This window comes from Streptomyces sp. NPDC007907 (assembly GCF_042959365.1).
In the GTDB taxonomy this organism is placed as follows: Bacteria; Actinomycetota; Actinomycetes; order Streptomycetales; family Streptomycetaceae; genus Streptomyces; species Streptomyces indiaensis.
Map to the genome: position 1 here is coordinate 411128 of NZ_JBIBKR010000005.1, position 17472 is coordinate 428599.

Annotated in this window: 13 protein-coding genes and 1 pseudogene; 8 read left to right on the forward strand and 6 right to left on the reverse strand. The window is 70.7% G+C overall.

The window, feature by feature from the left end:
- Window positions 1-52 precede the first annotated feature (52 nt).
- Entirely contained in the window at window positions 53-862 is an 810-nt protein-coding gene (locus ACFZDI_RS22635) for an alpha/beta fold hydrolase (protein ID WP_391252762.1), read from the forward strand.
- 43 nt (window positions 863-905) lie between these two features.
- Window positions 906-1907 carry an endonuclease/exonuclease/phosphatase family protein gene (locus ACFZDI_RS22640; RefSeq protein WP_391252764.1) on the forward strand — a complete coding sequence of 334 codons (1002 nt, stop codon included), beginning with the start codon at window positions 906-908 and terminating at the stop codon, window positions 1905-1907.
- Window positions 1908-1986: 79 nt separating this feature from the next.
- Here the strand turns inward: ACFZDI_RS22640 and snpA are convergent, their stop codons facing one another.
- Window positions 1987-2655 (reverse strand): snapalysin, encoded by a 669-nt coding sequence (gene snpA / locus ACFZDI_RS22645; RefSeq protein ID WP_234847578.1) that lies wholly within the window; start codon window positions 2653-2655, stop codon window positions 1987-1989.
- 174 nt (window positions 2656-2829) lie between these two features.
- Between snpA and ACFZDI_RS22650 the strand changes: the two genes are divergently transcribed.
- Window positions 2830-3789 (forward strand): LysR family transcriptional regulator, encoded by a 960-nt coding sequence (locus ACFZDI_RS22650; RefSeq protein ID WP_234847577.1) that lies wholly within the window; start codon window positions 2830-2832, stop codon window positions 3787-3789.
- 56 nt (window positions 3790-3845) lie between these two features.
- On the opposite strand, the gene ACFZDI_RS22655 is transcribed toward ACFZDI_RS22650, so the two are convergent.
- A complete protein-coding gene (locus ACFZDI_RS22655; RefSeq protein WP_391252767.1) occupies window positions 3846-5942 on the reverse strand; it encodes an alkaline phosphatase PhoX in 2097 nt (698 codons plus the stop codon).
- Between the two features lie 279 nt (window positions 5943-6221).
- Here ACFZDI_RS22655 and ACFZDI_RS22660 point away from each other — a divergent pair, with 279 nt between their 5' ends.
- The 4 genes from ACFZDI_RS22660 to ACFZDI_RS22675 all read left to right on the forward strand — a co-directional run bounded on the left by ACFZDI_RS22660 (window position 6222) and on the right by ACFZDI_RS22675 (window position 11351).
- The gene (locus ACFZDI_RS22660) at window positions 6222-7973 is read left to right on the forward strand and encodes a VWA domain-containing protein (protein ID WP_391252769.1); all 1752 of its coding nucleotides are present in this window, start codon (window positions 6222-6224) and stop codon (window positions 7971-7973) included.
- Between the two features lie 147 nt (window positions 7974-8120).
- Entirely contained in the window at window positions 8121-9836 is a 1716-nt protein-coding gene (gene metG, locus ACFZDI_RS22665; RefSeq protein WP_391252771.1) for a methionine--tRNA ligase, read from the forward strand.
- A 161-nt stretch (window positions 9837-9997) separates the two neighbouring features.
- On the forward strand, window positions 9998-10363 hold the full coding sequence (locus tag ACFZDI_RS22670) for a PH domain-containing protein (protein ID WP_234849892.1): 366 nt from the start codon (window positions 9998-10000) through the stop codon (window positions 10361-10363).
- A gap of 85 nt (window positions 10364-10448) precedes the next feature.
- A complete protein-coding gene (locus ACFZDI_RS22675; protein ID WP_391252773.1) occupies window positions 10449-11351 on the forward strand; it encodes a hypothetical protein in 903 nt (300 codons plus the stop codon).
- Window positions 11352-11386: 35 nt separating this feature from the next.
- Here the strand turns inward: ACFZDI_RS22675 and ACFZDI_RS22680 are convergent, their stop codons facing one another.
- The 3 genes and pseudogenes from ACFZDI_RS22680 to aspS all read right to left on the reverse strand — a co-directional run bounded on the left by ACFZDI_RS22680 (window position 11387) and on the right by aspS (window position 13978).
- A complete protein-coding gene (locus tag ACFZDI_RS22680; RefSeq protein WP_391252775.1) occupies window positions 11387-11806 on the reverse strand; it encodes a hypothetical protein in 420 nt (139 codons plus the stop codon).
- An 89-nt stretch (window positions 11807-11895) separates the two neighbouring features.
- Window positions 11896-12069 (reverse strand): annotated as a pseudogene (locus tag ACFZDI_RS22685) (dioxygenase); the annotation flags it as partial.
- Between the two features lie 145 nt (window positions 12070-12214).
- Complete coding sequence (aspS, locus tag ACFZDI_RS22690; RefSeq protein ID WP_391252777.1) at window positions 12215-13978, reverse strand: aspartate--tRNA ligase; 1764 nt, start codon at window positions 13976-13978, stop codon at window positions 12215-12217.
- A 179-nt stretch (window positions 13979-14157) separates the two neighbouring features.
- Between aspS and ACFZDI_RS22695 the strand changes: the two genes are divergently transcribed.
- On the forward strand, window positions 14158-16296 hold the full coding sequence (locus tag ACFZDI_RS22695) for a SpoIIE family protein phosphatase (RefSeq protein ID WP_234849896.1): 2139 nt from the start codon (window positions 14158-14160) through the stop codon (window positions 16294-16296).
- Between the two features lie 90 nt (window positions 16297-16386).
- Here ACFZDI_RS22695 and ACFZDI_RS22700 read toward each other — a convergent pair whose 3' ends face one another.
- The gene (locus ACFZDI_RS22700; RefSeq protein WP_391252780.1) at window positions 16387-17454 is read right to left on the reverse strand and encodes an AI-2E family transporter; all 1068 of its coding nucleotides are present in this window, start codon (window positions 17452-17454) and stop codon (window positions 16387-16389) included.
- Window positions 17455-17472 lie beyond the last annotated feature (18 nt).

The following is a 17472-nucleotide window of genomic DNA, read 5'->3' on the forward strand; positions in this document are numbered from 1 at the left end:
AGAGCAAAGATCTTATTGCACTGAGTAGTTGGGCGGCCCTAGGGTCGACGCCATGGCACCCTTCCTCGCATACGAGGACAAAGGCCCCCAGACGCATCGGGTCCCGCTGGTCCTCGTCCACGGCCATCCCTTCGACCGCACGATGTGGGCACCGCAGCTCGACCGCTTCCCGGGTACCCGCCGGGTCGTCGCCCCCGACCTGCGCGGCTACGGCGCCTCCCCGACGACCCCGGCCGTCGCGGACTTCTCGGCCTTCGCCCGGGACGTCGAGGCGCTGCTGGACGAGCTGGCGGTGGAGTCGTTCGTGCTGGCGGGCCTGTCGATGGGCGGGCAGATCGTCATGGACTGCTACCGGCTGTTCCCCGGGCGCGTGCGGGGCCTGGTCCTCGCGGACACCTTCCCGTCGGCGGAGACCCCCGAGGGCGTGCGCACCCGCGACGCCATGGCGGACCGCCTCCTCGCCGAAGGCATGGGCGGATACGCCGACGAGGTCCTGGAGCGGATGGTCGCCCCGTACGCGTCCGCCGAGGTCAAGGCGCACGTCCACGGCATGATGACCGCCACCGCCCCCGAAGGCGCCGCCGCGGCCCTGCGCGCCCGGGCCCGCCGCCCCGACTACACCGCCCTGCTGCCGCGGGTCTCCGCCCCGGCCCTGGTCGTCGTGGGAGCCGACGACACCTTCACACCGGTCTCCGACGCCCGGGCGATGCACGCGGCCCTCCCGGACGCGCAGCTGCGCGTCATCGAAGGGGCGGCACATCTGCCCAACCTGGAACGCCCGGAGGAGTTCGACCGGGCACTGGAGGAGTTCCTGGCGCGGGTCGACGCCCGGCAACCCTCCCACGCCCCGCCCCGTCTCTGAGGGAGGATGCGAGCACCCCATCCCGAGAACGGAAGGCCGGGCCTTGGACACCTCCGCTGCCGAGTGGACCGCCAGGGACGACGGGCGAGAGCACCACCCGTCGGGACGGCGGTTCGGCGCCGGGTGCGCCGGCCTGCTGTTCGCCGCGGTCAGCGTGGTCGTCGGCTTCAGGATCGCCGACAGCGACGGCATGACCCCCGTCCCCCAGCTGCTCGCCTTCCTTCCCTGGCTGCTCGTCCCCACCGGCGCGGGCCTGCTGCTCGCCCTGCTCGGCCGCTGGTGGACCGGGACGGTCTGGGGCGTGCTCCTGCTCGGCCTGCTGGCCTGGTTCATCGAGCCCTACGGCAAGGTCGGCGACCCCGTCGGCCGCCCCGTCGCCGACCTGCGTGTCCTCACCGCCAACGTCGAGTTCGGCCAGGGCACCGGCTCTCTCGTCACCGCCGTACGCCGGGAGGAACCGGACGTTGTCTTCGTGGAGGAGTGCGACTACGCGTGCGACGCGCTGCTGAAGCGGGACCTCGCCCGGGACTACCCGCACCGCCGGGCCGTGGAGGGCGGCGGATCCGAGGGCTCCGTCATCCTCAGCCGCTACCCGCTCCGGCCCACCGAGGGCGTGCGCGCCACGATGGGCATGCCCGGGGCGGTCGCCGACGTCGACGGGCACGCCGTACGCCTCCAGCTCGCCCACCCCATGCCGCCGCTGCCCGGGCAGGTGGACCTCTGGCGCCGGGAGCTGGGCGCGGTGCGCGAGGCGGCGACCGCCGACCCGGGCACGCCCCTCGTCCTGGCGGGCGACTTCAACGCCTCGCAGGACCACGCGGCCTTCCGCCGCATCCTCGACACCGGCCTGACCGACGCCTCCCGCACGAACGGCGGCGACCGCACCGTTACCTGGCCGGCCCGGACGGCACCCACGTTCGGCGCGCAGATCGACCACGTCCTCGTCTCGCGGGACCTCGGCGCCCGCCGCACCCGCGTCCTCGACCTGGCCGACACCGACCACCGGGCGGTCGTCACGGACCTCACATTGCACCGGCGCCGCTGACCCGCGCCCGGTCCGCACCGCCCGCACACGCGGATACGGCCGCCCCTCGTGGCAGGGCGGCCGCATCCGCATGGGGGTCTCAACGAGCCGACTTCTCCAGGGCCTTGTCCATCGCCGCCGCGAAGCCGTTCGCCCACAGCCGGTTGACCCGGGAGCGCTCGGTCGCGTTCGGGACGGCGTTGGTGCAGGAGGGGCCGGGGCCGCCACCGGACATCAGCTCACTGCACGGACCCGAGTAGTGGTCCGGCAGACCGAGGACGTGCCCGGTCTCGTGGGCGGTGACCCGGGTGGAGTCGTACTGCTGGTTCTGCCGGTAGTCCAGGAAGATGTAGCCGCTGCCGTGGCCGTCGGTGGACGCGTACGAGCCACGGGAGTCGTTGCCCTCCCGGTAGCTGAAGTCGGCCGCCGACGCGGAGCCCGACTGGAGCCGCACGTTCGACACCGAGCTGTTCCATATCTGGGTGCTGCGCGCTATCTGCGCGCTGAACGAGGGCGCCCGGGAGGCGTCGTAGACGACGGTGACGGCCGCGGTGGCACTCGGGTTCGCGGCGCGCTTCTCGGCGACGGACTTCAGGACCGCCTGGAAGAAGGCTCTGCTCGCGTCGGACCCGGCGGACCCGGCGGACCCGGCGACGAACCCGGCGTGCGGCTCGGCGGCCGGGGACGCCGCGGCGGGGGCGGCCGTTCCGAGCCCGGCCATCGTGAGACCGAGGCCGAGAACCGCCAGGGAGGACAGGGACTTTCGCATCGAAGGACTCCTCGGGTGGGGGTTGAGTCTCACCGGTGAGTCTCGATGCCTGTGCGGCGCCTGTGATGATGGCAACCAGGGATAGGACGGGGCTATCGACTGCCCAATTCACCTGGTTTAGCGCTGAATTATGTGGCTGGTTAACGCCGCGATTCCGCTTTAGCCTCACAGAGCATGGAGCTCGAGGTGAGGCACCTCCGCGCGCTGTGCGCCATAGCCGACACCGGCAGTCTGCACCGCGCCGCCCGGCAACTGGGTGTCGCCCAGCCGTCGTTGAGCACACAGCTGCGCCGGATCGAGCAGGAGCTGGGCGGCCCGCTGTTCCTGCGCTCCCACACCGGCTGCCACCCCACCCCGCTGGGACGCCTGGTCCTCAGCCGCGCCCGCCCGCTCATGGCCGAACTGCACCTGCTGGTCACCGAGGCCCGGGCGGCCGCCACCGGCGGCACCGAACTGCGCATCGGCTCCACGGCGAGCAAGGCCCTGGCCGGCTGGCTGCGCCGGCTGCGCGCCCGCGGCCAGAACCCCAGCCTCCACATGAACGTCTCCCCGAACGCCCTGCTCCGCATGGTCGCCGACGGACAGCTCGACGTCGCCTTCGTGCACGAGGTGGAGGGCTGCCCGCTGCGCATCCCCGCCGCACTCCGGCTGCGCGTCCTGGTCGAGCGCGAACCGCAGTGCGTGTCCCTGCCCGTCGACCATCCGGCGGCCGCCAAGCAGGAGGTCGAACTGGCCGACCTGGCCGGCGACCGCTGGATGATCGACCCCACCGTCGACGGCGAATGGGACGCGGTCCAGCGGATGTTCCGCGAGGCCGGCGTCAGCCCGCACGTCCTGCACGGCGACTACCACACGGCCGACGCCCTGGTCGCGACCGGCGAGGTCGTCACCGTCTGCCAGCCGACTCGCACCCCCGGCCCCGACATGGCGGTGCGCCGCCTGAAGGACGACCCGCTCGGCGTACGGCTGCTCGCCGCGGCCCGCACGGAGACCGACCTGGACGGCGTCTACCCCGCGCTGGAGGAGGCGTACCGGGAGGTGGCCCGGCAGGCACCGGCCTACCGGGACTGGCACCCACCGGACTGGCTGGAACCCGGCGGTCCCCTCAGACCCCCGAGCCCGGCCCTTCCCTGACGCGCTCCCGACGCCGCACGACACCGGCTCGGACGCCGATGTCGCACCCGGCGGCCTCAGACGCCGATGTCGCGCCCGTCGGCACGCCACACGGCCACCACCGCCGGCCGGACGTACGACCCGGGCCCGTCGGGCCAGCTGCTCGCGGGCTTCTCCACGGACGCGCCGTCGACCTCCCCCGGGTGCTGCACGGACACCAGCACGCGCCGGTCCTGGACGATCGGACCGCAGGTCTCGGCACCCTTCGGCACGGTCAGGAACTGCTTGAGCTCCCCGCGCCGCTCGCCCCGGGTCGCCACACCGAACAGGCCGTCGTGCGAGCCGAGCTGGGCACCGTCGGTGGAGATCCACAGGTTGCCGTGCGGGTCGAAGGCGACGTTGTCCGGGCAGGAGATCTGGCTGACGGAGTCCTTCGGGAACCCGGCGAAGTAGGTCGCCGGGTCGTCCGGGTCACCGGCGACCAGGAACAGCGACCAGCCGAACCGGGTGCTCTCGGGCCGGTTCCACCGCTCGGTGAGCTCCAGCACGTGCCCGTGCTTGTTGGCGTTGCGCGGGTTGGCCTCGTCCGCCTTGGCGTTGGAGCCGACACCGCGGTTGCTGTTGTTGGTCAGCGCGACATACACCTTGCCGGTCACCGGGTTGGGCTCGATGTCCTCGGGCCGGTCCATCTTGGTGGCGCCCACCTTGTCACCGGCGAGCCGGGTGAAGACGAACACCTCCTCGGCGCTCATCCCGGCCACGTGCGAGACGGCACCCTCCGCGGTGGCGGTCGCCAGCGGGATCCACTCACCGCCCCCGTCGAACTCGCCGTCCTCCGGCAGCCTGCCCGTGCCGTCGATCTCGAGGGCGGGGGAGTCACCGGTGAGCCTGGCGACGTACAGCGTGCCCTCGTCGAGCAGGGAGAGGTTGTGCTCGCGGACGGCGCGGCTGTGCCCGTGCTTCATCCGCTTGCTGCCGACGAACTTGTAGAAGTAGTCGAACCGCTCGTCGTCCCCGGAGTACACGACAGGACGGCCGTCGTGCGTCAGCCGCACGGTCGCCGCCTCGTGCTTGAACCGTCCGAGAGCGGTGTGCTTGCGGGGCGTGGAGGTGGGGTCGTACGGATCGAACTCCACCACGTACCCGAACCGGTGCACCTCGTTCGGCTCCCGGGCGACGTCGAACCGCTTGTCGAACCTCTCCCACTTGCGCTCGCTGGCCCCGGTGCCGATCCCGTACCGCTTGTCGGTCGCGCGGCTGCTGTTGGCGAAGTACTGGTTGAAGTTCTCCTCGCCGTGCAGGGTCGTGCCCCAGGGGGTGACGCCGCCGGAGCAGTTGTTGAGAGTGCCGAGCACCTTGGTGCCGGTCGGGTCCGCGGAGGTCTTCACCAGCTCGGACCCGGCGACGGGCCCGGTCAGGCGGAACGCGGTGGTGGCGGTGACGCGCCGGTTCAGCTGGTGCCGGGGGACGGCGGTGAGCCTGCCGCTCCTGCGGTCCTCCTCCACGACCACGGCGGACAGCCCGTGCGCGGCCCAGGCGACCTCGACCTGCTCCCGCGTGGGGTTCGCCGCGTCGTAGCCGCGGAACATCAGCAGCTCGTCGGTGTACTCGTGGTTGGCGACGAGCAGCTGCCGGCCGCGCTCCCCGGGCAGCGGCAGCAGGGCGAGGAAGTCGCAGTTGTACCCGAACTGTCCGGCCTGTGCCTCGGCGCTCTGCTTCTCCGGGTCGAACGCGGGCGCACCGCGCAGGATGGGCTCGCCCCAGCGGATGACGACGTTCTGCCGGTACCCCTCCGGCACCGTCACCGCGTCGGCGGTGTTGGGCGCGACCGGCGTGAAACGCAGCCCACGCGCGCCCTTGCCCTTGCGCCCGGCGGCCGCGGCGGCGACAGCGGCGGACGGGGCACCGGCGGCCGGGGCGGCCGCGGCCCGCGGGGCCTGGACGACACCGGCGGCACCCGCCCCCGCGGCGGCCACGGTCACCACGGCCGCGGCGCGCATCACCGACCGGCGTCCGATCGCACCGGCGATCACGTCGCCGACGTACTCGTTGGAGCTGGTGTTGGGCACCTCGTGGAAGCAGGCATCACCACAGCGGAAACGACAGGTCATGGCGGACCGGCCGCCGGGGTGCGAACCGGACGGTGTTCCGATCAACGGCAGCAGCTTGCGCACTTTACTCTCCCCATGGATGCCCTTGGTGTCTTCGCGACCGTAGGGGCACGTATGTGCGGTGATCGGGCGCCCGAGTGAACAACGAATGAACCCCCGGCTGCCGTACGGGGGTTGTGGCGATTCAGCCCCGCGCCACCCGCCCGGGCCGGATGTCCCCTTGACAGGGCAGGCCTGGCACAGGCAACCCTGCCCAAGATCACACAGGAGGGCCGCTAACCTTACGTGTCCGTCCTGGCCAGGGATTGACGGGCTTCAACTCACGTGAAGGGTTGCGCGCACATGGGCATTCTCACTCTCTTGCGGAACGCGTTCGGACGGTCACGCAAGTCACGGACCGCCGAGGCGGAGGGTGCGGCGCGTACGGCGACCGCCGGTGAGACCAGCGGGACCGAGGACCGGACCGCCGAGCACACCGGACACGACGGGGCTCTCACGCCGCCCGACACGGCACAGGCGCCGGCACAGGCACCGGGATCGGCACAGGCATCGGCACAGGCCTCCGCCAAGGACCCGAAGGTCCCGTCCCCCTCCCCCGAGCCGAAGCCCACGCCGACGGCCAACGTCCCCGAACCCCGCACGTCCCCCTCCGACGAGCACGACCTCGTCTCGGAGGCCTTCGACAACGTGACGGTCCCCAGGCCGACCCGCTCCGCGGAGGACGACGGGGGCGTGGCGGCGAACCGGGAGCCGGTTGCGGCTGAGGAGCCGACGGCTGCGGAGCCGGCGGTTGCGGAGAAGGCGGTTGCGGAGAAGGCGGCGGCTGAGGAACCGGCGGCTGCGGAGAAGGCCGCGGCTGAGGCTGAGGAGCCGACGGCTGAGAAGGCGGCGGCTGCTCAGGAATCCGATGCTGTCGTGGAGGCGGCGGCTGAGGAGAAGGCAGCGGCCGAGGAGCCGGCGGTTGCCGAGAAGACCGCCGGGGAGGAACCGGCGGCTGTGGAGGAGCCGGAGAAGCCTGCGGCCGCCCCGGCGGAGGAGGCGCAGCCCGAGCCGGAGCCGAAGGCCGAGACCGACGAGACGACGGAGAAGTCGAAGCCGAGGGCAGCCAAGACCTCGAAGGCGAAGGGGTCAACGGTAAAGGCGACGAAGCCCGAGAAGGCCCCCGCCGCAGCCGCCGAGCCCGCGACCGTCGAACCTGCGGCGGCCGAACCGGCCACCCCCGAACCCGCAGCCGCCGAATCCACGACCCCCGAATCCGCTGCCCCGACGCCCTCGGCCGCCCAAGCCGCAGCCGAAGAACCCTCCACCCCCGAGCCCGCGGCCGCCGACGGCGAGGCCGCCCCGCAGGGGCCACCCGCACACGACGACGAAAGCCGCACGGGCGGTGCGGGCGGGAAGACGAAGCCGGCCGAAGCCGAAGGCGAGGACGGCCCCGCCCTCCCCCTCCCCACCCTCAAGAAGCACGCCCCCGACCTCGCCACCGCCTACAAGGCCGCCGCCAACGCCCTCAAGAAGAACGACCTCACCGGCACCCGCGCCAAGGTCTACCTCGTCCTCGACCGCTCCGCCTCCATGCGCCCGTACTACAAGGACGGCTCCGCCCAGGCCCTCGCCGAGCAGACCCTCGCCCTCGCGGCCCACCTCGACCCCGAGGCCACCGTCCCGGTCGTCTTCTTCTCCACCGAACTCGACGGCACCGGCGAGATCACCCTCACCGAGCACGAGAACAAGATCGACGACCTGCACGCGGGCCTCGGCCGCATGGGCCGCACCAGCTACCACGCGGCCGTGGAAGCGGTCCTCGCCCACCACGACAAGACGGCGGACCCGACCGCCCCCGCCCTGGTGGTCTTCCAGACCGACGGCGCCCCGGACGCGAAGACCCCCGCCACCCAGGCCCTCACCGACGCCGCCGAGAGCCACCCGGCCGTCTTCTTCTCCTTCGTCGCCTTCGGGGACCCGGAGAACAAGGCCTTCGACTACCTCCGCAAGCTCAAGACGCCCAACACGTCCCACTTCCTCGCCGGCGAAACCCCCCGCGAGCTCACGGACAAGGAGCTCTACGAGGGCGTACTGGCGAACTGGCGCCCGTAGCCTCCCACCGCTCACGACGCCGCCCGCTTCCCGTCCCGTAAAACGGGAGGCGGGCGGCGTACCCGTGTCAGCTACGATTTCAAGGTTCCGTAGACGACCGAGACCACGAGATCGTCACCCCACGTAGCGACTTGGGAGCAGCCCGCGATGGCTCGACACCTCATCACCAGCGCCCTTCCGTACATCAACGGGATCAAGCACCTGGGCAACATGGTGGGGTCCATGCTCCCGGCGGACGTCTACTCCCGTTACCTGCGCCAGCGGGGCCACGAGGTCCTCTACATCTGCGCGACGGACGAGCACGGCACCCCCGCGGAGCTCGCGGCCAAGGAGCAGGGCATCCCGGTGGACGCGTTCTGCGCCGAGGCGCACGACCAGCAGAAGGCGATCTACGACGGCTTCAGCCTGGCGTTCGACTACTTCGGCCGCAGCTCCTCCCCGCAGAACCACGAGATCACGCAGGAGATCGCCCGCGAGCTGAAGGCGAACGGCTTCATCGAGGAGCGTTCGATCCGCCAGGTGTACTCGAACGCCGACGGCCGCTTCCTGCCCGACCGGTACATCATCGGCACCTGCCCGCACTGCGGCTACGACAAGGCCCGCGGCGACCAGTGCGAGAACTGCACGCGCGTCCTGGACCCGACGGACCTGATCGACGCCCGTTCGGCGATCAGCGGCAGCAGCGACCTGGAGGTGCGCGAGACCAAGCACCTGTTCCTCCTGCAGTCGGTGCTGGCCGGCGAGGTGGAGGCGTGGGTCGACGAGCGCGCCGACGACTGGCCCGTCCTCGCCTCCTCCATCGCCCGCAAGTGGCTCACAGAGGGCCTGCACGACCGCGCGATCACCCGCGACCTGGACTGGGGTGTCCCGGTCCCGGCCGACACGTGGCCGGACCTGGCCGCGGAGGGCAAGGTCTTCTACGTCTGGTTCGACGCCCCGATCGAGTACATCGGTGCCACGAAGGAGTGGGCGGACCAGGACCCGGAGAACCGCGACTGGCGCTCCTGGTGGTGGGAGTCGGACGCGGACGTCCGCTACACGCAGTTCATGGGCAAGGACAACGTCCCCTTCCACAGCGTGATGTTCCCGGCGACCCTGCTGGGCACGCGCGCCCCCTGGAAGAAGGTCGACGTCATCAAGGCCTTCAACTGGCTGAACTACTACGGCGGCAAGTTCTCCACGTCGCAGCGCCGGGGCGTCTTCACGCACGACGCCCTCGACATCCTGCCCGCCGACTACTGGCGCTACTTCATGATGGCGAACGCCCCGGAGTCGGACGACTCGTCGTTCACCTGGGAGCACTTCACCGCCACGGTGAACAAGGACCTGGCCGACACCCTCGGCAACTTCGTCAACCGCGTCCTGTCCTTCTCCAAGAAGCGCTTCGGCGAGGAGGTCCCGGCGGGTGCCGAGCCCGGCGAGGCGGAGACGAAGCTGGGCGAGGAGATCGCCCGCCTCCTCGCGGAGTACGAGTCCCAGATGGAGGCCATCCAGTTCCGCAAGGCGGCGGCCGCGCTGCGCGCCCTGTGGTCGGCGGGCAACTCCTACCTGGAGGAGAAGGCGCCCTGGCTGGAGATCAAGACCAACCCGGAGGGCGCCGCGCTCACCCTGCGCACGGCGATGAACCTGATCCACCTCTACGCCGTGGTCTCCGAGCCGTTCATCCCGACGTCGGCGAAGAAGATGCGCGAGGCGTTCTCCCTGGAGAACGACACGGCGACCTGGGTCACCCAGGAGGAGGCGAAGTCCCTCACCACCCTCCCCGCCGGCACCGCCTTCACCATCCCACCGGTCCTCTTCGCCAAGCTCACGGACGAGGACCTGGAGTCCTACAAGGAACGCTTCGGCGGCGAGTCCGAGTAACCCTCGCCCCGCACCCGCCCCTAGGGGGATCTCCTCCTGGGGGCGGACGTGTTTCCCGATCGGTTCGTCCCCTGGCTCATGTCCTACGAAGGCCTCTGTTCGTAGGATGAACAAGGCATCGGGCCAACCAGACGGTCCGGTCAATCAGCGGGGGGACACTCATGGCACTGTTCGGCAACGCGCACACCGTCAATCCGCAGTCGGCCCAGCAGGACTACGCCCGGCTCCTCGGCCACGGCGAGCAGGTGCACGCCGCGTTCCTTCTCATCCGGGACACCATCCTCTTCACCGACCGCCGCCTGATCCTGGTCGACAAGCAGGGCATCACCGGCAAGAAGGTCGAGTACCACTCGGTCCCCTACCGCAGCATCACCCACTTCTCGGTGGAGACGGCCGGCACGTTCGACCTGGACGCCGAACTGAAAATCTGGATCTCCGGCACCCCGACCCCCATCGAGAAGACCTTCACCAAGGGCGTCGACATCTACGAGGTCCAGGCGATCCTGACGCAGTTCGTGGCGAGGTAGCAGGGGAACGTTTTTCCCGAACTCGAAAGAGTGAACGCAGCGCCATGTGCTGCATATGCCAGGGCCACGGGCCTAGCGTGCGCACATGGTCACATCAACCCATGAGACCTCACACCGGATCTTCCAGGACCATCCGGAGGTTCTCACTCCCGCCTTCAAGGCACTGGGATTACCGCCGCCCGCGAAAGCGATCATCGAGGCGCTCACTCCCGACGCCACGGAGGTCAAGCCGCTGGAACGCCGCGTCGACACGGTGCTCAAAGTCGAACCGTCCGACGGAGACGGTTTCCTGATCGCCATTGAGTCGCAGACCTCTCGATCCCGCGACAAGGGATCGAGCTGGTCCTACTACGTGGCGTACCTGTACGCGAAGTTCCGCCTGCCCGTCCTACTGGTCGCGGTCTGCCGCAACCGGGCGACTGCGGCTTGGGCAGCCGGACCGTTCGAGAGCCGTGTCGGCAGTTGGACGACTCAGGTCACGCGCCCCTTCGTCCTGGGACCGGACAACGTTCCCGAGATCACCGACGAATCCGTCGTGGCCCGGGAACCGGCGTTGGCTGCCTTCTCGGCGATCGTGCATAGCGAGAGTGAAAAGGCCCCCGCCATACTGGAGATGGTGGCGCGCGGCATGCGGTCGTTCGACAAGGCAACAGCGAAATACTGGTGTGAATGGCTTGAAGTCGGACTGGAGAACACTCCGGTCCGGGACACATGGAGAGGGCTGGAGAAGATGGTCGGCACTTACTTTCCGGGCAGGGGAACCCTTTTCGAGGAGTCGTACCTGGAGGGCAAAGCCGCAGGCAGGGCCGAAGGAAGGGCCGAAGACCGAGTCACCATGATCCTGCGCGTGCTGGAGAAGCGGGGCGTCGGCATCCCCCAGGCCACCCGTGACCGCATCTCCTCCTGCACCGACCTCGACACCCTCACCCTGTGGTTCGACCGCTCCCTGACGGCCGCCACGGCAGAGGACCTGTTCGTCGAGAAGTAGAGGGGGAGCCCGGAGGGGTGAAGGTGCCGGGACCGCTACGTCGTCAGCAACGCCGCAAGACGGGTGGCGGTCCGCTCGCCCGCCCGCTGCCGGATCAAGCCCTCCTTTGCCGCGGCACGGAGCCTGACCTCCGAGTCGGACGCCCCGCCGTATGTCACCCGTGCGGTGACGACCACCGGGTTCATGCCGCCGGTGCCACCGCCGACGACGGCACGGATCGTCCGTTGGCCGTCGCCGGGATACGGCACCGGGCCGACCCTTCGCCCTGCTTGTTCGAGCACGGAGGCGACGCGCTCGACGGTGGCTTCGAACGGCAGGGCCACGACCAGATCGATCTCGTGGACGTTCTTCCTCATCAGCTTGGCCACGACGCGCGTCAAGCCGCCCCAAGCCCCCACAGCAGCAGCCAGAGCGGCAAGCTCATCGGCCAGGATCCGGTCCTCGTGGTCGTCCATACGGCCCCCGTTCTCGTTCGGTCGCCCACGCTTACCACGAGCCCTCGCACCTACCGCAGAGCCACCTCCCCCGAACCCCCATGTCCGCGTCAGCTCGCGGTCGCCGAAGCCGACGCGGACGCGCCCGGCTGGACCGAGTCACCCGTGCCGTCGTGTGTCGCCCCGAGGTCGACTCCCATGGTGAGCGTGGCGACGACGCCCTTCTTGTACTTCAGCTTCAGCAGCCCGCCCTCGGTGCCGTTGCCCGGGTAGATGGTGTGGTCGGTCGGGCCGTCTCCTGTCCCGTCATGGGAAGGGAAGCCAGGGAGCACGGCTGGTCAGGAGCCTGGGGAGAGCCCTGGATACGGAAGTGGCCCGGAACCGGCACCGGTTCCGAGCCACTCACGGGCGTTCAGAGAAGGCGATCGCCTACTTGGGCTGCGGCTTGCGCACCGACAGGTGCAGCTCCTTCAGCCGGGCCTCCTCCAGCTCCGTCGGCGCGCCCATCATCAGGTCCTGGGCGTTGCCGTTGAGCGGGAAGGCGATGGTCTCGCGGATGTTGGGTTCGTCGGCGAGCAGCATCACGATGCGGTCGACGCCCGGGGCGATGCCGCCGTGCGGCGGGGCGCCGAAGCGGAAGGCGCGCAGCATGCCCGCGAACTTCTCCTCGACGGTCTCCCGGTCGTAGCCGGCGATCTCGAAGGCCTTGAGCATGATCTCCGGCTCGTGGTTCCGGATCGCGCCGGAGGACAGCTCGACGCCGTTGCAGACGATGTCGTACTGCCAGCCGAGGATGTCCAGCGGGTCCTGGGTCTCCAGGGCCTCCAGGCCGCCCTGCGGCATGGAGAACGGGTTGTGCGAGAAGTCGATCGCGCCGGTCTCCTCGTCCTTCTCGTACATCGGGAAGTCGACGATCCAGCAGAACCGGAAGACGTTCTCCTCGAAGTGCCCGGCGCGCTTGGCGGCTTCGACGCGCACCGCGCCCATGATCTTGGAGACCTCGTCGAACTCGCCCGCGCCGAAGAACACCGCGTGGCCGGCCGCGAGCGACAGGCGCTTGGTCAGCTCGGCGACGTTCTCCTCGGTGAGGAACTTCGCGATCGGGCCGGACAGGGAGCCGTCCTCGCCGACCCGGACCCAGGCCAGGCCCTTGGCGCCCTGCGAGACGGCGTAGTCGCCGAGCTGGTCGAAGAACTTGCGCGGCTGGCCGGAGACGTCCGGCACGGGCAGGGCGCGCACGTGCTTGCCGGCGAAGGCCTTGAACTCCGAGCCCTCGAAGATGTCGGTGATGTCGACGAGTTCGAGCTGGGCGCGCAGGTCGGGCTTGTCGGAGCCGTACTTCAGCATCGCCTCGCGGAACGGGATCCGCGGGAACGGCGAGGTGACGTGGCGGCCGCCGCCGAACTCCTCGAAAAGCTCGGTCATGAGCTTCTCGACCGGCTGGAAGACGTCCTCCTGCTCGACGAAGCTCATCTCGATGTCGAGCTGGTAGAACTCGCCCGGCGAGCGGTCGGCGCGCGCGTCCTCGTCACGGAAGCAGGGCGCGATCTGGAAGTACCGGTCGAAGCCGGAGATCATCAGCAGCTGCTTGAACTGCTGGGGCGCCTGAGGCAGGGCGTAGAACTTGCCCGGGTGCAGGCGGGAGGGGACGACGAAGTCGCGGGCGCCCTCGGGGGAGGTCGCGGACAGGATCGGCGTCGCCATCTCGTTGAAGCCCAGCGCGGTCATCTTGTGGCGGATCGCCGAGATGACCGCGGTGCGCAGCAGGATGTTCTTGTGCATGCGCTCGCGGCGCAGGTCCAGGAAGCGGTACTCCAGACGCCGCTCCTCGTTGACCCCGTCCTCGGTGTTGATCGTGAACGGCAGCGGGGCGGCGGCGCCGAGCAGCTCGACCTCGCCGACCTCGACCTCGATCTCACCGGTCGGCAGCTCGGGGTTGATGTTCTCGGCGCCCCGGGAGACGACCTTGCCGTCGATGCGGACGGTCGACTCCTTGGAGAGCTTGTCGAGGGCCTCGTAGGCGGGGGTGCCGGGACGGGCCACAAGCTGCGTGATGCCGTAGTGATCGCGCAGATCGATGAAGAGGATGCCGCCCAGGTCGCGCCGATTGTGCAGCCAGCCACTCAGCCGGACGTCGCTGCCGACGTCAGAGGAGCGGAGCTCGCCGCAGGTGTGGGACCTGTACCGATGCATCGTCGTTCATCCAGTCTTCGCTGATCGGGGTCTGTGTTTCACGTGAAACGCCTCCCCAGCGTACCGGGCAGGCGAAGATCGGCTCTCCACCGTTATGGATCGAGTACGCGATCACCGCCGCTCGGGCGCCTGTCCGCTATGGGTGGCAGCGTTCGAGCGCGTCTTCTTAAAGTAGGGCAATGCGCACTGGCGAGCCTCTGCCCGCCGTGGGGGAGGCCCTTGCCGCCCTCGCGACCGGCCTGTGGCATTGGGACACCGCCACCGGGCTGGTCACGGTCGACGCCGAGGCCGCCCGGTTGCTCGGGCTGCCCGCCGAGCAGGTCAGCCTCACGGAGGCCCAGGCCCGGGCCCGGCTGCACCCGGTCGACTGGAACGAGATCACCGGCGTGGTCCAGCTGGCGGTGGCCGAGGGCACCCTGGCCGAGGTCCGCGTCCGGATCATGGACGAGCTGGGCCGGGTCGTCCGCATCGTCCGCAGCCGCTCCAAACCGTCCTTCGACCGGGCCCGCAAGGCGTACCGGCTGATCGGCACGCTCCAGGAGGTCACCGAGCCGACGCCGGGCACCCCGGCCGGGCGCAGCGCGGTGACCGGGGACTGGCGGCGCTCCCGGGAGGCGTTCCTGCTGGACGCGGGCCGGGCCCTGGCCGAGGCCCGCTCCACCCAGGAGGTTCTGCGGGTCACCGCGAATCTGTCGATGCCCGGCTTCTCGCCGGACGGTCTCGCGGTGTTCGGGGTGTCGGGCGACCGTCTGACGATCATCGGCCATCACGGGCAGCAGCGGGGCACCGAGAGTCCTTTCTCGGACATGCCGCTGGACACGGACTACCCGGCTGCCGAGGTGGTGCGGACCGGCCGGGCCGTCTACCTGTCGTCGGCCGAGCAGTACAAGGCCCGCTATCCGCTGACCTGGCCGCTCGCCGAGCGCTTCGGCCGCCGTTCCTGGGCGTTCCTGCCGCTGACGGTGGCCGGGCGGACGATGGGCGCGTGGATGGCGGCGTTCACCTACCCGGTGGCGTTCACCCCGGACGAGCGGTCGGTGCTGGCGACGGTGGCGCGGATGCTGGCTCAGGCCCTGACGCGGGCGGGTGTGGCCGAGAGCGAGCGGGCACTGACCGACGGGCTCCAGCGCACGATGCTGCCGAGGCTGGGCCCGCAGCGCATCCCCGGCATGAGCGTCGCGGCCCGTTACGTCCCGACCGGCGGCGGACTCCAGGTCGGCGGTGACTGGTACGACGTGATCCCACTGCCCAGCGGACGGTTCGCGCTGGTCATCGGTGACGTGCAGGGCCATGACGTACGGGCGGCGGGGCTGATGGGCCAGCTGCGGATCGCCCTGCGGGCCTACGCCTCGGAGGGACACCGCCCGGACGCGGTGCTGTCGCGCGCCTCCCGCTTCCTGCACGGCATCAGCGACGAGGACCCGACCGACCCGCGTTTCGCGACCTGTGTGTACGTCGAGGTCGACCCGGCGTCGGGGGTGCTGGACATCGCCCGTGCGGGGCATCCGGACCCGGCGATCCGGATGGCCGACGGCACGGTGCTGACCCGGCCGACGTCGGGCGGTCTGCCCCTGGGCATCGACCCGGACGCCGACTACCCCACCACCCGGCTCACCCTGGAGCCCGGCGAGACCATGCTCATCTGCACGGACGGCCTGCTCGAAACCGGCGGCCACGACCTGGAGACCGGCTGGCGGCGGTTGCGCGTGATCCTGGAGGAGCACAAGGGCGATCTGGAGGAACTCGCCGACACCCTGGTGCAGGCGGTGCACGGGCCGTCCTCGCACCACACCACCGGCCCGCTGGCGGACCGCCGTGAGGACGACATCGCGATGCTGCTGCTGTGCCGGGAGGGCGGGGGCTGCGGCTGCGGTGACGCGATGATCGTGCGGCCTCCGGTGCGGCGCTCGGTGCTGACCGTGGCGCAGGCCGAGCCCGAGCGGGTCGCGGTCGCCCGGCAGCAGCTGCGCGAGCTGCTGCACGACTGGGCCTCGCGCGACCAGGTCGACTCGGCGGTGCTGCTGCTGTCCGAGCTGCTGACGAACGTCCTCGTGCACACCGATTCCGACGCGCTGCTGGTCGCCGAGATGACGGGTGAGGTGGGCGGGCGGCGGCTGCGGATCGAGGTCACGGACGCCGGTGACGACCTGCCGCACCGGCGCAGGCCCGGGGAGCTGGCGTCCTCCGGCCGTGGCCTGGTGCTGATCGAACTGCTGGCACACGCCTGGGGGGTGGAGCCGCGCGGCGAGGGCAAGAGCATCTGGTTCGAGCTCCACGAGTCCATGGACGGCTCGGGCGACGGGTCCTGGTCGCTGTAGCGCTCACGACGCACGAGTCAGCGGTGGCTCCCGGCAGCCGGGACCGGTCACGGTTCCCATGCCGACGACGCTCCTGACAGCCGGGACCGGTCACGGTTCCTGTGCCGACGACGGCTCCTGGTCGCCGTAGCGGGTGCGCAGTTCCTGGACGATGCCGAACGCGGCGGCGGTGAGCGGGACGGCGAGCAGCATGCCGAGGACCCCGGCGACGGACGCCCCGGCCGTGATCGTCACCATCACCAGCGCCGGGTGCATCTGCACGGTCCGGCTCTGGATCATCGGCTGGAGCACGTGTCCCTCCAGCACCTGCACGGCGAGGACTACTCCGAGCACCCACAGCGCGATGACGAACCCCCGGTCGGCGAGCGCGACCAGCACGGCCAGGGCTCCGGAGATGAACGCGCCGAGATAGGGGATGTAGGCGCCGACGAAGACCAGCGCGCCCAGCCCCGCCGCACCGGGCACGTCCAGGACGAGCAGCCCGACGGTGATGCAGAGCGCGTCGATGAGGGCGATGAAGGTGGTGCCGCGCATGAACCCCTCGACGGCACGCAGGGCCCGGCGCGCCATGGCCTCCAGGGTGTCGGCCGAACCGCGGGGTGACAGGGAGCGCAGCGTCCCGGCGGCCTTGTCGGAGTCGCGGAGGAAGAAGAAGACGAGCAGCAGCGCGAGGACGGCCATGGCGATGGACTCGCCGACCACGCTGACGCCGCTGATCACCCCGGAGGCAGCCGTGCCGCCGAACTTGCCCAGCAGCTCGCGGGCGTTGGAGGCGAGGTCGTCCAGCGAGGTGCCGGCCGCCCCGAAGTGCTCGGAGACGCCCCGGGCGGCCTCCTTGAGCGAGGCGACGATCTCGTCGCCGGTGTCGATGAGCGCGGCGACCACGATGTACACGGCTCCGCCGACCACGGCGACCACCGCGACGCAGGTGAGCCCGGCGGCGGCCGACCGGTGCACCCCGGCCTTCACCAGCCGCCGGTGCAGCGGCCCGAGCAGCGCCGTCCCGAGCAGCGCGAGCAGCACGGGCACGACGGCGGTCCGGAACTCCGCGACCAGCCGGATCCCGACGTAGACGACGCCGGCGCCGAGCAACAGCACGGCGCACCAGGCGGCGAAACGCCGGACGGCTTCGGGGAGCAGCGGGGTGGAGGCCTGCACATGCCCACCCGACCACGC

Bases quoted from the DNA above. Each gene is read 5' to 3' on its own strand.
- ACFZDI_RS22650 (WP_234847577.1), top strand. From the start codon at position 2,830: ATGGAGCTCGAGGTGAGGCACCTCCGCGCGCTGTGCGCCATAGCCGAC.
- ACFZDI_RS22695 (WP_234849896.1), top strand. From the start codon at position 14,158: ATGCGCACTGGCGAGCCTCTGCCCGCCGTGGGGGAGGCCCTTGCCGCC.
- ACFZDI_RS22635 (WP_391252762.1), top strand. From the start codon at position 53: ATGGCACCCTTCCTCGCATACGAGGACAAAGGCCCCCAGACGCATCGG.
- ACFZDI_RS22670 (WP_234849892.1), top strand. From the start codon at position 9,998: ATGGCACTGTTCGGCAACGCGCACACCGTCAATCCGCAGTCGGCCCAG.
- aspS (WP_391252777.1), bottom strand. From the start codon at position 13,978: ATGCATCGGTACAGGTCCCACACCTGCGGCGAGCTCCGCTCCTCTGAC.
- snpA (WP_234847578.1), bottom strand. From the start codon at position 2,655: ATGCGAAAGTCCCTGTCCTCCCTGGCGGTTCTCGGCCTCGGTCTCACG.
- ACFZDI_RS22660 (WP_391252769.1), top strand. From the start codon at position 6,222: ATGGGCATTCTCACTCTCTTGCGGAACGCGTTCGGACGGTCACGCAAG.
- ACFZDI_RS22675 (WP_391252773.1), top strand. From the start codon at position 10,449: ATGGTCACATCAACCCATGAGACCTCACACCGGATCTTCCAGGACCAT.
- metG (WP_391252771.1), top strand. From the start codon at position 8,121: ATGGCTCGACACCTCATCACCAGCGCCCTTCCGTACATCAACGGGATC.
- ACFZDI_RS22680 (WP_391252775.1), bottom strand. From the start codon at position 11,806: ATGGACGACCACGAGGACCGGATCCTGGCCGATGAGCTTGCCGCTCTG.